The organism is Winogradskyella marina (assembly GCF_015645385.1).
Classification (GTDB): Bacteria; Bacteroidota; Bacteroidia; order Flavobacteriales; family Flavobacteriaceae; genus Winogradskyella; species Winogradskyella marina.
Map to the genome: position 1 here is coordinate 203,140 of NZ_JADOET010000004.1, position 14,086 is coordinate 217,225.

General features: G+C 33.0%; 12 protein-coding genes. 5 read left to right on the forward strand and 7 right to left on the reverse strand.

The window, feature by feature from the left end; translation table 11 throughout:
- Positions 1–544: 544 nt before the first annotated feature.
- Positions 545–2,377, reverse strand: a complete 1,833-nt coding sequence (gene rpsA / locus ITJ86_RS07150; protein ID WP_195870941.1) for a 30S ribosomal protein S1 — start codon at positions 2,375–2,377, stop codon at positions 545–547.
- Positions 2,378–2,660: 283 nt separating this feature from the next.
- Between rpsA and ITJ86_RS07155 the strand changes: the two genes are divergently transcribed.
- Positions 2,661–3,038 carry a LysM peptidoglycan-binding domain-containing protein gene (locus tag ITJ86_RS07155; protein ID WP_195870942.1) on the forward strand — a complete coding sequence of 126 codons (378 nt, stop codon included), beginning with the start codon at positions 2,661–2,663 and terminating at the stop codon, positions 3,036–3,038.
- A gap of 88 nt (positions 3,039–3,126) precedes the next feature.
- On the opposite strand, the gene cmk is transcribed toward ITJ86_RS07155, so the two are convergent.
- From cmk to lon, 4 genes are all read right to left on the reverse strand, one after another.
- Positions 3,127–3,816 (reverse strand): (d)CMP kinase, encoded by a 690-nt coding sequence (gene cmk, locus ITJ86_RS07160; protein ID WP_195870943.1) that lies wholly within the window; start codon positions 3,814–3,816, stop codon positions 3,127–3,129.
- 301 nt (positions 3,817–4,117) lie between these two features.
- Positions 4,118–5,152 (reverse strand): type IX secretion system protein PorQ, encoded by a 1,035-nt coding sequence (porQ, locus tag ITJ86_RS07165; protein ID WP_195870944.1) that lies wholly within the window; start codon positions 5,150–5,152, stop codon positions 4,118–4,120.
- Positions 5,153–5,225: 73 nt separating this feature from the next.
- Positions 5,226–5,822, reverse strand: coding sequence for a LysM peptidoglycan-binding domain-containing protein (locus ITJ86_RS07170; RefSeq protein ID WP_195870945.1), 597 nt, complete (start codon positions 5,820–5,822; stop codon positions 5,226–5,228).
- A complete protein-coding gene (gene lon, locus ITJ86_RS07175; protein ID WP_195870946.1) occupies positions 5,806–8,259 on the reverse strand; it encodes an endopeptidase La in 2,454 nt (817 codons plus the stop codon). Before lon ends, ITJ86_RS07170 begins: the two co-directional genes overlap by 17 nt.
- A 391-nt stretch (positions 8,260–8,650) precedes the next feature.
- On the opposite strand from lon, the gene ITJ86_RS07180 reads away from it, so the two are divergent.
- From ITJ86_RS07180 to ITJ86_RS07195, 4 genes are read left to right on the forward strand one after another with little or no spacing between them, the layout of a single operon-like run.
- Positions 8,651–9,205, forward strand: coding sequence for an RNA polymerase sigma factor (locus tag ITJ86_RS07180; RefSeq protein ID WP_195870947.1), 555 nt, complete (start codon positions 8,651–8,653; stop codon positions 9,203–9,205).
- A gap of 2 nt (positions 9,206–9,207) precedes the next feature.
- The gene (locus tag ITJ86_RS07185; protein ID WP_195870948.1) at positions 9,208–9,765 is read left to right on the forward strand and encodes a hypothetical protein; all 558 of its coding nucleotides are present in this window, start codon (positions 9,208–9,210) and stop codon (positions 9,763–9,765) included.
- Positions 9,766–9,787: 22 nt separating this feature from the next.
- Positions 9,788–10,840, forward strand: a complete 1,053-nt coding sequence (locus tag ITJ86_RS07190; RefSeq protein ID WP_230080245.1) for a hypothetical protein — start codon at positions 9,788–9,790, stop codon at positions 10,838–10,840.
- Between the two features lie 35 nt (positions 10,841–10,875).
- Positions 10,876–11,601 carry a head GIN domain-containing protein gene (locus ITJ86_RS07195; RefSeq protein WP_195870950.1) on the forward strand — a complete coding sequence of 242 codons (726 nt, stop codon included), beginning with the start codon at positions 10,876–10,878 and terminating at the stop codon, positions 11,599–11,601.
- Positions 11,602–11,811: 210 nt separating this feature from the next.
- Here the strand turns inward: ITJ86_RS07195 and ITJ86_RS07200 are convergent, their stop codons facing one another.
- Entirely contained in the window at positions 11,812–13,101 is a 1,290-nt protein-coding gene (locus ITJ86_RS07200) for an MFS transporter (protein ID WP_195870951.1), read from the reverse strand.
- Between the two features lie 99 nt (positions 13,102–13,200).
- Complete coding sequence (locus ITJ86_RS07205; RefSeq protein WP_195870952.1) at positions 13,201–14,028, reverse strand: M48 family metallopeptidase; 828 nt, start codon at positions 14,026–14,028, stop codon at positions 13,201–13,203.
- Positions 14,029–14,086 lie beyond the last annotated feature (58 nt).

The window sequence follows — 14,086 nt, forward strand, 5'->3', positions numbered from 1 at the left end:
TAGACATTTGCTATGCCTTTTTCTTTTTTAAACTGAATATTAAAATACTAATTAAGGTACCAAATAAAAATCCTAAAAACAGATAATATTCAAAATGGAAGCTATTAATTGGAAAGCTAGGTTTAATGCCTTCTCATACATCAAAACTCGAGATCAACGGTAATTTTTCAGAAATATAAACTACTCTAAAACCCCAGAATAGAATTCCAAAACCAACAATAAATAAATTCCTTTTGTAATAAGTGGAAGTATTTTAATTTTCTGAATAATTAAATAAAGAATAGAGATAAAGCCAGTTTAAAGTACAAATATTAATTTTGACATAAATTGATCTGAATCCTTATTACTTATTAAGTCCACATTTTCGGCTTGAACTGCATCTAAAGATATTTCCCAAAACGGTTGATATCGTATAACACCTGCTACGAAAGGAATAACAATTACTACAACGTATTTTAATGTATTCATTTTTCAAAATAATAGAAATAAAAAAAAAGCCTCTCGAATATCGAGAGGCTTTATAATATAGATTAATGAGATGAGATTATTTCCCGTCCATTTTATCTTTAAGTGCTTGTAAAGCATCATTTGCATCACCTAAAGTTGGTTTAGCTTCTGCCGCTTGAGCTTCCTGTTTTCTAACAGCTTGCTTAACGATTTTAGCTTCTTCTTCTCTAAATACTGCTGTATGAGATGCTACAACACGTTTGAATTCTTTATTAAATTCAATGATCTTGAATTCTGCTTCTTCACCTTTAGCAAGTTTAGAACCATCTTCTTTCTCTAAATGACGTGCTGGTACAAATGCAACGATATCTTCGTTAAAATCAATTGTCGCTCCTTTATCTACCATCTCAGTGATAGCAGCTTTGTGCGTTGTACCTAATGCAAATTCAGTTTCGTATTTGTCCCAAGGGTTTTCCTCAGTTTGTTTATGACCTAAAGATAATTTACGACCTTCAACGTCTAACTCTAATACTACTACGTCTAAAGTATCACCTACGTTACAGAACTCAGATGGATGCTTAATTTTCTTAGTCCAAGATAAATCTGAGATATAAATTAATCCGTCGATACCTTCTTCTAATTCAACAAACACACCAAAGTTTGTAAAGTTACGTACAATACCTGAATGCTTAGAACCTACAGGATACTTCGTAGTGATGTCAGTCCATGGATCTGGTGTTAATTGCTTAATACCAAGAGACATTTTTCTGTCTTCTCTATCTAAAGTTAAGATAACTGCATCAATTTCATCACCAACGTTTACGAAATCTTGAGCTGAACGTAAATGCGTTGACCAAGACATTTCACTTACGTGAACTAAGCCTTCTACACCTTCTTCTACTTCAACAAAAGCACCGTAATCAGCGATAACCACTACTTTACCTTTTACTTTATCTCCAACTTTTACGTCTTCACCTAAAGCTTCCCAAGGATGTTTAGATAATTGTTTAAGACCTAATTGGATTCTTGATTTGTTTTCATCAAAATCAAGGATTACAACATTTAATTTCTGATCTAACTCAACAATCTCATTTGGATGGTTGATACGTGACCAAGATAAATCTGTAATGTGAACTAAACCATCTACACCACCTAAATCAATAAACACACCATAAGACGTAATGTTTTTCACAATACCTTCTAAGACTTGTCCTTTTTCTAGTTGACCAATGATTTCTTTCTTTTGTTCTTCAATATCAGCTTCAATTAAAGCTTTATGAGAAACAACTATGTTTTTGAATTCGTGGTTGATTTTCACAACTTTAAATTCCATAGTTTTATTTACATACTGATCGTAATCTCTAATAGGCTTCACATCGATTTGAGAACCTGGTAAGAAAGCTTCTATACCAAATACATCTACGATCATACCACCTTTAGTTCTGCATTTTACAAAACCGTTAACGATTTCGCCAGTATCGTGTGCATTGTTTACACGATCCCATGCTTTGATTACTCTCGCTTTTCTGTGTGATAATACTAATTGACCAGTTGCATCTTCACGCACATCAATTAATACTTCTACTTTGTCACCAACTTTAAGATCTGGATTGTAACGGAACTCATTAAGAGAAATTACACCTTCAGATTTAGCGTTAATGTCAATAATTGCATCACGATCTGTGATTGTGATAACTGTACCTTCTACTACTTCGTCATCTAAAGTGTCAACGAAATTTTCAGATACTAACTTTTCAAACTCTTCTAATTTAGTGTCCGCAACTTGCTCAATTCCTTCTTCGTAATTGTGCCAATCGAACTCCTTTAAGAATTTTTCTGGATTTGCTTGAGCTTCAGATACTACAGGAGCCTCTACTGTTACTGCGTCAGTTGCTTCAACCTCAGCTTGTTTTGTTTCTTTTTCAGACATGTGCTGAATTAAAATTTGTATTCTGTGTTTTTTAAAAGTTTAGCGAAAAACGTACAGAAGTTATTATTAAATTTGTTTTGTTCCTTTCCTTACTTTCTTAACATCGCTAAAAAGGAGTGCAAAAGTACTATTTATTCTCCTGAAAACCAAACACTATATTATGTGACCTAAAAATATATTTGGTGTCTTATATATAAGCTATCAATTTAATGCTATGCCTTATTAAGGTTATTACTTAAATTGGTATCTTTACAATACTATTAACAATTAAAAACTTAAAAAAATGATTAAAGCAAAATATCAAGGTGTTTTAGATTTAGGAGAACAACTAAATATCCAAAACGGAGATGTTAGTGAAAAAGACGGTGTACTTCAAGTAAAAGGTACAGCGGCTACACAATACGATAAGAACTTAATTTGGGATAAAATTAAAGAAATTGGTGGAGATGAGCCTGCAGATATTATGGCTGACATTAAAGTTGAAGACGAATCTGTTTATGCAAGACATACGGTTTCATCTGGTGAAACTTTAGGTAAAATTGCTAAGCAGTATTATGGCGATGCTATGAAGTATAAAGAAATCTTTGCTGCTAATACTGATATCCTTAAAAATCCGGATGTGATTCACCCAGATCAGGAATTAGTAATTCCTAATCTTTAATTTTAAAAAAAATTGTATATTTAAATATGTTTAAACATATATTTTAAAGACTTCTAAATTAGCGATAAGCCTTGTGTTTATCGCTTTTTTAATTTTCAATAATTTTTTGAGCCATACCAATAATCGTCTCCAACTGCGCTTCAATAGTTAAATCAGAATTATCGATTTCAATAGCATCCTCTGCTTTTACTAAAGGGGAATCCTCTCGTGTAGAATCAATATGGTCTCGTGTTGTTACATTTTCTAAAACATCTTCATAACTCAGCTTATGACCACGATCTATTAATTCTTTGTAACGACGTTTGGCTCTGGTTTCTGCCGAAGCCGTCATAAAGATTTTTAATTCTGCATCTGGAAAAACGACCGTTCCAATATCTCGACCATCCATAACGATGCCTTTGCCTCTTCCCATAAGCTGTTGTTGCTCAACTAATTTTCGTCTAACCTCAGACAAAGTTGCCACAGGACTTACAAATTTAGATACGCGAAGTGTTCTAATATCAGCTTCAATATTGTTTCCGTTTAAATAGACTTCAGCAAAACCAGCTTCTTTATTAAACTTAAAATTAATACTTATGTCTTCTAACCTATCGATTAAAGCTTCTTCTTTAAAAAAACCGTCGCCAATTAAATCGTTTTCTAAGGCAAAATACGTCACAGCTCTATACATGGCTCCTGTATCTACATATATATAATTCAGGCTTTTAGCTAGTAATTTTGCAACTGTACTTTTTCCTGTGGATGAAAATCCGTCTATGGCAATAATTATTTTTTTCATTTTATGCTGAATTTAATTCAGTAAGTAATCCCTTTTGAATCTCAATAGCTATCGGGAGGGAATCTTTATTTTTCTGACTTCATATGTCGTTAAAACAACATCGTTTTCTTAATTGTCTAACTTAATATTACTATTTCTTTTCTTTCTTTAAACGTATTGAAAACACTCCTAAAGTCCCCTCAAGGGGACAATTCTAACGTATCAACCTATTTTAAAAATTTTCAGGTTCTTCTTAAATAAATGAAATTCGAGTCTTTTCATAAATTCAAAAATGACTTTATCATAGTAAGAACAGAACGACTTAATATCGTCTTCTACCGTCTAAATCTATTTGAAGTCCGAAAAAACTTGTATTTGAAGCTCCTGAATATCTTGCATGCGTATAATTAAAACGCATTTTGTTTAGTTTAATTCCGACACCTACTGAAAGGCCCGAAAAGTTTCTCTGGTCTACAATTCGTAATTCCTCTGCTCGTCTAAAATTATAACCTAATCTAATATTAAAACCACCTTCAGGAAAAATTTCCGCACCTAAAATTAAGTGCCGTAATCCTTTATTCAAAAAACCAACTTTTTCTTCCGTTTGGTTGCCATCTAAATCTGTAGTTGCTCTAGCTGGATTAGAAACACCAATGGGCCATTTTTGTAAATTTTCTAAAGTAAGATGCCAACGTAAAGGGACATTTTCTAGCGTTTGAGACATTCCGAAATTAACCTCTAAGGGCAACGGTTCGTTTTGTCCTGCATACGTTGAAAATTGTGTCCCTACATTTCTAATGGTTAACGCCGCATGAAAATCGAGTTTTTCATTAATATACATGGCTCCAAAATCTAATGCTCCTCCTATGGAATTATATTGCTCTAATGCAGATGTAATGACTTTAACATTAGCACCAACATAAAAATCGGTGTACGGAATTTTGTAATTATAACCAGCAGATATAGCTGTTTCGTTACCACTAAAACTTCCTGTAGAATTTCCGTTTAAATCATAGCCGTCAAACGAGCCATAATTAATATAAGTGACGCCAAAATGAAAGGTTTGTACTCGTCTATCCCAAGTATAGGCGTAAGCAGCAGTTCCGTAGCTTATACCTCCTAAGTAGTTAGCATAATTTACAGCCAACTGATTGTTCATTTGATAATTTATCGATGCAGGATTGTACAGCGCTTCTGTAACATCATGATCAAAGTTGGTAATAATTTTTCCGCCTAAAGCCGCTTGTCTTGGTGAGGATACTAAATTCAAAAACTGATAGGTCGCCTCACCACCCAATTGTGCGAACATTGGTAGTGTAAAAAACATTACAAGAAAGGTGAGAATCCTCTTAATCATAGATTTTGCAAAATAACTAAATCTATCTTAAAACGATGATATGATTTTTTTATTTTTTGAGAGTTGTATTTTTCTAACGTAATTTCAACTTTTGACCGATTTTTATAACATCACTCTTTAAACCGTTAATCTGTTTAAGGGCTTTAACGGTTGTTCCTTTTTCTATAGCGATTCTATATAAATTATCGCCTTTCTTAACGACCCAAACTAACGGGTTTTTATCCTCACTAACGCTATCAAAATTTCGGACTCTTAACTTTTGCCCTACTTTTATAAGTGTAGTTTCTAAATGATTTGCTTTTTTTAATTCGTTTAAACTAGACTTATACTGTACGGAAAGTTTAAATAAGTTGTCACCTTCTTTTACAATATGAAAATCAGATTCAGCACCGGAACTAGTTTCGGTATTTGCTGATGCCTTTATTATATTAGAATCCGTTTCTAAAATAGGTTTTGTGTCTACCGAATCTATTTTGGTTTCAACAACTTCACTTTCAACACCCTTAGTTTCTAGTGTTACAGGTGCAATTTCACCAGTAATAATATTCAATTTTGCAGGCTTTCCATCTAATATAACATCTTTAAATTTTACTTCGTCTTGAGCATAACTACCCATCAACGAAGTAAAACTTATTAAAAATGTTAGTATTAGTTTATAGCCTTTTCGCATTTTGTACTTTTTGCTTTGTAATCGCAAGTTTTAAAACATCGCTCATATCTTTTACATAGTGAAACGTTAAACCTTTTAAATATTCTGGCTTAATTTCATCAATATCTCTACGGTTGTCTTCACAAAGTAAAATCTCTTTAATACGAGCACGTTTCGCTGCTAAGATTTTTTCTTTGATACCACCAACAGGTAATACTTTACCTCTTAACGTAATTTCACCTGTCATAGCTAAGCTCTTTTTAACTTTACGCTGTGTAAACAAAGATACTAAAGAAGTTAACATAGTGACACCTGCACTAGGACCATCTTTTGGCGTCGCTCCTTCTGGGACGTGAATATGTACATTATATTTCTCAAAAACTTCAGGTTTAATCCCAAACTCATCTGCATTTGCTTTTATGTATTCCATTGCAATAGTTGCGGACTCCTTCATAACCTTTCCTAAGTTTCCTGTAATGGATAAAGTGCCTTTTCCTTTAGATAAAATAGATTCAATAAATAAAATATCACCTCCAACACTTGTCCATGCCAAACCCGTTACAACACCTGCAACATCATTGTTTTCGTATTTATCGCGCTCTAATCTTGGACTTCCAAGAACTTCAATAACATCGTCATTAGAGATTTTAATATTATAATCTTCTTCCATAGCGATGTTCTTGGCAGCATAACGCACCATTTTTGCTATTTGCTTTTCTAAGCCTCTAACTCCAGATTCGCGCGTGTAACCTTCAACAATCTTTTCTAATTGCGGCTTTCCTATTTTTAAAGCTTTAGCATCTAAGCCATGCTCTTTTAATTGCTTTGGTAATAAATGACGCTTAGCAATTTCAACTTTTTCTTCAATAGTATACCCTGTGACATTAATGATTTCCATACGATCTCTTAGTGCCGGCTGAATAGTATTTAAGCTATTAGACGTTGCAATAAACATCACTTTAGACAAATCGTATCCCATTTCTAGGAAATTATCGTAAAACTCGTTGTTTTGCTCAGGATCTAAAACTTCTAACATTGCCGAAGACGGATCACCTTGACTACCAGTTGACAATTTATCGATTTCATCTAAAACAAACACAGGATTAGACGTTTGTGCTTTCTTTAAACTTTGAATAATTCGTCCTGGCATGGCGCCTATATAGGTTTTTCTATGACCACGGATTTCTGCTTCATCGCGCAATCCACCCAATGAAATTCGCACATATTCTCTACCTAATGCTTCTGCTACAGATTTCCCTAAAGATGTTTTACCAACACCTGGAGGTCCATAAAGACAAAGAATTGGCGATTTCATATCGTTTCTCAGTTTTAAAACCGCTAAATATTCAATGATTCGCTTTTTTACATCCTCTAATCCAAAATGGTCACGGTCTAAGATTTTCTGTGCACGTTTTAAATCAAATTTATCTTTGCTAAACTCATTCCAAGGTAAATCTAAAAACAGGTCTAAATAATTACGTTGAATTGAATACTCAGCCACTTGAGGATTCATACGTTGCATTTTAGATAATTCTTTTTCAAAATGCGTCTTAACCTTATCGTCCCATTTCTTTTTCTTAGCACGTGTTTTCATCTCTTCTATTTCTTCGCCAGAAGACACACCTCCACCCAATTCTTCTTGAATGGTTTTCATTTGTTGGTGTAAGAAATATTCACGTTGTTGTTGGTTCATATCACTTTGAACCTTAGACTGAATATCATTTTTAAGCTCAAGCTTTTGATACTCAAGATTCATGAACTTCAACGTCTGAAGCGCGCGTTCTTTTAGATCATTAATCTTTAATAGTTCTTGCTTCTCCTCCACTTTTAAATTCATGTTAGACGACACAAAGTTGACTAAGAATGAATCGCTTTCAATATTCTTAATTGCAAAACTTGCTTCAGTAGGAATGTTTGGACTTTCTTTAATAATGTCTAAAGATAAATCCTTTATAGAATCTATAATTGCTCTAAATTCTTCATTTTCTTTCGCTGGTTTTGCTTCGGAAATAGCGGAAATTGTTGCCGTTAGATACGGTTTTTCAGCAACGACCTCGTTAATAGCAAATCGCTTTTTACCTTGAATAATAACGGTTGTATTACCATCAGGCATTTTGAGCACTTTTAAAATTCGTGCTACAGTTCCTGTTTTATAAATATCTTTTGCCGTTGGATTTTCAACCGCTTCATCTTTTTGAGATACGACACCAATTACTTTTCCGCCTTTATTAGCATCATTAATTAGTTTTATAGATGTATCTCTTCCTGCTGTAATCGGAATTACAACCCCTGGAAATAAAACCGTATTACGCAACGGTAAAATTGGTAAAGATTCCGGTAAAGATTCATTGTTTATTGCTTCTTCATCTTCAGGCGTCATTAATGGAATTAATTCTGAATTCTCATCAAAATCCTGAAATGACAGATTGTCTAAGTTTAAAAAATTTGATTTCGCCATATATAATTTTGAGCCATTCTGTCATTAATCACAACAAAAAAGCATTCGTTTAAATGTATTAATAATTAATTTCACATTGAACATCAAAGGGTTATAAGATATCCAAAGTTATTCACACTACAGTAATTTCAATTGTTATGCCATTACCTTTGATTTACTAAAAGTATTTTGTTTTTTTTTTGAATAGGATCATCACTTCGAGTGAATTGATGCGATGATAATTGAATCAATAAGTATCGAGAAGCCATCTTAGCAAATGTTCTCTATAGATTTTGCTCATGCTTCTCAAAACATTCGAACTGACGAAAAGCATTCAATAAATAACTTTTTTTTATATCAACTGTAACAATACTAAAATAACATCATCTATAAGTAAAAGCAATTGTTTTTTTTGACATCAACCAATCAAAATATCGAACAGTTATTACAGCTTTGTAAATCTGGAAACCAACGTGCGCAGTTGGAAATTTATAACAGATATAACAAAGCCATGTATAATACAGCCCTTAGAATTGTAAAAGATTCTTTTAAGGCTGAAGACATCATGCAAGAGTCCTTTTTAACGGCTTTTACAAAATTAAACACGTTAGAAGACATCAACATGTTTGGTGCATGGTTAAAACGTATTGTCATAAACAATAGTATTGGCTATTACAACAAAATGGCAAAGCATAATGAAGTGCCTTTAGATACGGTTATCTATAAAGTTGAAGACAACAGTAACGACGGAATTGAGGAACATGAACAGCATAATGAGAAAGTGACACAAATTTTAGATGTTATGAAAACTTTAAAACCTAATTACAATTTGAGTCTTACACTGCATTTAATTGAAGGTTACGATTACGAAGAAATTGGCGAGATTATGAATATCTCTTATGCCAATTGCAGAACATTAATATCGCGAGCGAAAGAGAGTTTAAGAAAAAAGTTAGCAGTAATATAATTATGGAAAAAGATAATTTAGACAGCTTATTTGATGGTTTGAAGGATCAGTTTGATATTGAAACCCCTCAATACAACCATAAACAAAGGTTTGTAGAAAAGTTGAAGGCAAGTGAAGAAGCTTCTACTAAAGGTAAAAAGAAAACTAGTTTTAATTGGAAACCTTATTTAGCAATTGCAGCATCATTGGTCATCTGTTTTAGCATTTATACAACCTTACAAAACGAACCTAAAACTTTAGATCTAGCCAATGTTTCGCCAGAAATGTCTGAAACACAAAACTTTTTTACGGTTACCATTGAAAATGAATTAAAGAAACTCAACAAAGCGCGTTCACCTTTAACAAACAAAATCATAAATGATGCTTTAGTACAAATAGAACTTTTAGAAACCGATTACCAAAAATTAAAAACAGATTTAACCGAAAGCGGAAAAAACCAACGTGTTATTTATGCGATGATTTCTAACTTTCAAACCAGAATAGACATTTTAAATACCGTTTTAGAACAAATTGAAACTGTTAAACAATACAAATCCAACTCCGATGAGAACATTATATAAACTCTGCTTTTTTCTAATCTTGATGCCTACACTTTTGCTAGCATCAAATGAGACACCTATAGCGGCAAAACATGAAAAACAAAAAACGCTAAAAAAATCTTTCAACGTAAATGCTGATGCCACCTTTAATATTACCAGCAGATATGGAAATATTGATATTATTACATGGGACAAAAATCGTATTGATGTCCAAGTCACCATTAAAGTAAATGGTAATAATGAAAACAAGGTTAACGAAAGATTGAACGAATTAGATGTTGCCTGGCAATCTGCACCTCATAAAGTTTCAGCAATTACATCAATTGGCGGCAACAGTTATGATACGTCTTGGTGGAATAAAAAATTAGGAAACAATGTAAAGATAGAAATTAACTACTTGGTTAAGATGCCTATTACAAACAACGTAAAGCTCTTTAACGATTATGGCTACATCAATTTAGACAAGCTTGAGGGTAATGCCTATATAAAATGTGATTATGGTAAAGTCACCACCAAAGAACTCATGGGAACATCTAACACCATACGATTAGATTATACAAAAAACAGCTATTTTGAATATATAAACAACGCATCAATTGAAGCAGATTATAGTGAGTTTACAATCGCGAAAGTCAAAGACTTAAATTTGGAAGCCGATTATACAACGTCTGTCATTGAAATTGCTGAAAATGTCGTTTATGAATGTGATTATGGTTCGCTTAAAATTGATAATATTAACAATTTAGATGGAGAAGGCGATTATTTAGCGCTACGACTTGGCACCATCTACAAAACAGCCACAATAGAAGCAGATTATGGTTCCATAAAAATAGACCGCTTAACACCAAACACTAAAAAAATAAATATGGACACTGAGTTTGTTGGTATTACCGTAGGCATTGATAGTGATTATAATTTCGATTTTAATATTGAGATTGAATTTGGGTCCTTAAGAGAATCTGATGGGTTTCACTTTACAGAGAAACACACTGATAATTTTGGAAAGAAATATGTAGGTTATCACGGCAAACCAAACTCAAACAACGCTGTGCTTATAGAGTCTGAATATGGCAACATAACTTTTAAAAATAACTAAGAAATAATTTATCAATCAATTAAAATCAAAAAATCATGAAACTACTACAATCAATTACGGTGTTAATCTTTCTATTAAGCACCACTTTAGTATCTGCGCAATGGGGAAAATCAAAGAGAATTAAAGGTGATGGCAACATTATAACTACAACAGTAACTACGGCATCTTACAACGCTATAAATACTGCTGGTTCTATGGATTTCAAACTCATAAAAGGAAAAGAAGGCGACATCTCAATTAAAGGAGATTCTAATTTAATACCTTATATTATTACGGAAGTAAAAAACAATGCTTTATTAGTGAAAATAAAAAAGGGGTATAATTTAAAACCAACAGAAACGATTGTTATTACCATACCATATGAGTCTATCAGTGCAGTATCTTTGGCTGGCTCAGGTGATGTAGAAAACTCAGGTATCATAGAAGCAAACCATTTTAAAGTGTCCTTAGCTGGGTCTGGTGATATTGATTTACAAATTGCATCCAAAACTATAGAGAGTACTTTAGCAGGCTCAGGCGATATTGAACTAAAAGGAAAAACGACGAACTTAACAACAACAATCGCAGGTTCTGGTGATTTTGATGGTGACGATTTAAACAGCACTAATGTCGACGCTACAATTTCTGGATCAGGAGATATCAGCGTACATTGTAACGGCGAATTAAAGGTACGTATTTCAGGATCTGGGGATGTTAAATATTCTGGTAATCCAACAAAAAAAGACACCAAGATTTCAGGTTCTGGAAGTGTAAGTCATTAAATTTTATAATTATATATGTAAAAAAAAGGACAAGCGGTTTACTTGTCCTTTTTTATAATTCAATCTTAAAAGTGATTTAATAACTTCTATTCTGATGTTACTGTAATTAATATCCTAATCTTATGACACAAAAACAAGACACTTAATATGAGCGGTTACTGAAAGGACTTCACATGGATTGCGCATCAACCAATTTAAGACAAACCTTATTTATTCTTCTTTAGGAACTCTAAAGAGAAGGATAATACCTATTAAAAAGAAAACAAATAAGAATAAAATAGCATAACGCATTGAGGAATATTCAGATACAAAAGCGAAAATGAACATACCGATAACAATCCCTATTTTTTCTGCTACATCATAAAAACTAAAGTAAGATGCAGTATCTTCCGTTTCAGGTAAATATTTAGAATACGTTGACCGTCCTAAAGACTGAACCCCTCCCATTACTAAGCCTACTAAACCCGCTGCTATATAAAATTGCATTGGAGATTTCATAAAAAAAGCATATACACAAAGGCACATCCACATAAAATTAATTGCGATAAGTGAATTTATGTTACCAAATTTTGAAGCTGCCCGAGATGTTAAAATAGCACCAAGAATGGCAACCAACTGAATCACTAAAATACTAACAATAAGTCCAATAGTTTTTTCACCATCCGAAGCCCAATTAATTTCTTTTTCACCAAAATAAACTGCCATTAACATAATGGTTTGCACAGCCATACTAAACACAAAAAAGGCATTTAAGTAGCGTTTTAATCTTAAATTTTGCTTCAACTGAACCCAAACAGCCTTTAATTCTTTAAAACCATTAAAGACAACATCTTTAGTTACTTTATGACCCGATGAGACTCCATTTGGTAAAATTCTAAATGTATATTGACTAAATAATGCCCACCAAATTCCTACAGTAATAAACGAATATCGCATCATTTCAATTTTATCAGCATCGTCCTCTTGAGTCATTACCATAATTAAATTTACAACTAATAAAAGAACACTTCCTATATATCCCATTGAAAATCCTTTGGCACTGATACTGTCTTGCTGGTCTTCAAAAGCAATATCTGGAAGGTAAGAATTATAAAAAACCAAACTTCCCCAATAACCTATTAAGCCCATAAAATAGAACAATAAACTAAAGTGAATAAAACTAAGATTAAACCAATATAATCCAATACAGCCAATTGATCCTACATAACAAAAGAACTTCATAAAATTCTTTTTATTACCCACATAATCCGAAATACCCGAAAGAATTGGAGATAAAACTGCAACCACTAAAAATGTAAACGCTGTTACAATTGTAATTAATGTTTCTTGTTTCATTGTAAACCCAAAGGCAGATACTAATGTCTCTTTAGATTCAAATAATGAAGCATAAAACAGAGGAAATATAGAAGACGCAATCGTTAAGGTATACACTGAATTTGCCCAATCATAAAACGCCCAGGCGTTAAGAAGTTTTTTACTTCCTTTTTTAAATTCACTCATAAATGCAGGTTAATTATCTTTTATAGATATCAAAAAAAAATCATAAAAAAAGCTGCCCAAATTGAGCAGCTTCTAAAGTAAACAAATATATTTATAATCTTAGTTTATTGGTCTAAATGATGTGACACCAAATTTTTTAGCTTCAGCTTTAGCATTTGGTGCTAATTCTTGTAAATTCTTAATTCTTGTTTCGTTTGCAGGATGCGAACTTAAGAATTCTGGTGGCGCTTGTCCTCCACTAGCTGCATTCATTCGTTTCCAAAGTTCAGGAGCTTCATCAGGATTATAACCCGCAATAGCCATAATAATTAATCCAACTTTATCTGCTTCTGTTTCATGTGCTCTACTAAAAGGCAAGATACCAGCAACGTTAGAGGCGATACCAAAAGATTGATTGAAAATCCCTAAAGATTGCTCATCATTAGCTAATGCTACATTACCAACGACAGCCAAGCCTTGTTGTACATAAGCCGCGCTCATACGTTGCTGCCCATGATTTGCTAAGGCATGAACAACTTCATGACCCATAATTGCAGCAATTGCAGTTTCGTTTTCTGCTACAGGTAAAATTCCGGTATAGAACGCAATCTTTCCACCAGGCATACACCATGCGTTAACTTGTTCTGACTCGATGAGGTTATATTCCCATTTGTAGTCTTCTAAATAGCCTTGATGACCATTTGCATTTAACCAACGTTCTGCAGCAACTGATATTCGTTGACCAACACGTTTAATCATTTCAGAATCTGCTGTACCTGTAATGACTTTACTTTCTGACATCACTTGATTGTACTGCGCAAATGCAGATGGAAATAACTGATCGTTACTTACAAATGCCATTGTTTTTTTTCCTGTAAAAGGATTTGTTGCACACGATACCACGATAACAACAATCAAAAAACTAAACACTACTTTATTAAATTTCATACGTATACGTTTTAAATTAAACCCATTGATAAGTTTAACACTATTAATTTGACACTAA

Excerpts from the sequence above, each read along its gene's own strand:
- ITJ86_RS07205 (WP_195870952.1), bottom strand. The coding sequence starts at position 14,028 with ATGAAATTTAATAAAGTAGTGTTTAGTTTTTTGATTGTTGTTATCGTG.
- porQ (WP_195870944.1), bottom strand. The coding sequence starts at position 5,152 with ATGATTAAGAGGATTCTCACCTTTCTTGTAATGTTTTTTACACTACCA.
- cmk (WP_195870943.1), bottom strand. The coding sequence starts at position 3,816 with ATGAAAAAAATAATTATTGCCATAGACGGATTTTCATCCACAGGAAAA.
- ITJ86_RS07155 (WP_195870942.1), top strand. The coding sequence starts at position 2,661 with ATGATTAAAGCAAAATATCAAGGTGTTTTAGATTTAGGAGAACAACTA.
- ITJ86_RS07170 (WP_195870945.1), bottom strand. The coding sequence starts at position 5,822 with ATGCGAAAAGGCTATAAACTAATACTAACATTTTTAATAAGTTTTACT.
- lon (WP_195870946.1), bottom strand. The coding sequence starts at position 8,259 with ATGGCGAAATCAAATTTTTTAAACTTAGACAATCTGTCATTTCAGGAT.
- ITJ86_RS07185 (WP_195870948.1), top strand. The coding sequence starts at position 9,208 with ATGGAAAAAGATAATTTAGACAGCTTATTTGATGGTTTGAAGGATCAG.
- rpsA (WP_195870941.1), bottom strand. The coding sequence starts at position 2,377 with ATGTCTGAAAAAGAAACAAAACAAGCTGAGGTTGAAGCAACTGACGCA.
- ITJ86_RS07200 (WP_195870951.1), bottom strand. The coding sequence starts at position 13,101 with ATGAGTGAATTTAAAAAAGGAAGTAAAAAACTTCTTAACGCCTGGGCG.
- ITJ86_RS07195 (WP_195870950.1), top strand. The coding sequence starts at position 10,876 with ATGAAACTACTACAATCAATTACGGTGTTAATCTTTCTATTAAGCACC.
- ITJ86_RS07190 (WP_230080245.1), top strand. The coding sequence starts at position 9,788 with ATGCCTACACTTTTGCTAGCATCAAATGAGACACCTATAGCGGCAAAA.